We start from the raw sequence: 680 nt of genomic DNA, 5'->3' as shown, positions 1-680 counted from the left end.
CGCTCAGGCTGCGACGCGGTTGATGGCGGTGACGAGTTTGACGGGATCGAAGGGCTTGACGATCCATCCCGTTGCGCCGGCGCGGCGTGCGCGGGCCTTTTTCTCGGCATCGCTCTCGGTGGTCAGCACCAGGATCGGGATCGCCCGCTTGGAGCGATCGGCGCGCACCTCCTCGATGAAGGTCAGCCCGTCCATGCGCGGCATGTTCACGTCGGTGATGATGACGTCGGGCAGCGCGCCCTGCAGCACCTCCAGCCCATGCACGCCGTCCTCGGCCTGCACCACGTTGAAGCCCGCCTCCTGCAGCGCGCGCAGAAGCATCTGGCGCATGGTGCGGGAATCGTCGACCGTCAGTATCGTCTTCGTCACTGCAGCTGCCCTTTGTTCAGGAGGGTTTCCACGGACATGCCCAGATGTCCCAGATCGTCTTCGAAGGCCGGAGACGGCTCGCCGAAGGTCAGCTCGACGCCGTCCCCCGCCCAGGCGATCGCCGCCGCCAGCAGAACCTGCAGCCCCTGGCCGCCAACCGCCTCCACCTTCGAGGCGTCCAGCACGACCGGCTTGCCGCGCAGTCCCATCAGCTGCTCCGACAACGGGCCCGCCGCGTTCAGACCAAGCTGCGACGGAAGCTCAACCGTCTCCGCCGATGCCTGCTTCTTTCTTGCCATCAGAACTCTTCC

2 protein-coding genes are annotated in these 680 nt (G+C 66.5%); both read right to left on the bottom strand.

Going from position 1 to position 680, the window contains the following annotated elements:
• Nucleotides 1-3: 3 nt before the first annotated feature.
• Complete coding sequence (locus SMD10_RS25510) at nt 4-369, bottom strand: response regulator (protein WP_331688516.1); 366 nt, start codon at nt 367-369, stop codon at nt 4-6.
• A partial coding sequence (locus SMD10_RS25505; RefSeq protein ID WP_331688515.1) for an STAS domain-containing protein occupies nt 366-680 on the bottom strand: 315 nt, incomplete at its 5' end. The genes SMD10_RS25510 and SMD10_RS25505, both read right to left, overlap by 4 nt.

Source organism: Consotaella aegiceratis, assembly GCF_036541425.1.
Classification (GTDB): Bacteria; Pseudomonadota; Alphaproteobacteria; order Rhizobiales; family Rhizobiaceae; genus Consotaella; species Consotaella aegiceratis.
The sequence above is the reverse complement of the archived record's forward strand: the minus strand, read 5'-3'. Positions and strand labels throughout refer to the sequence as shown.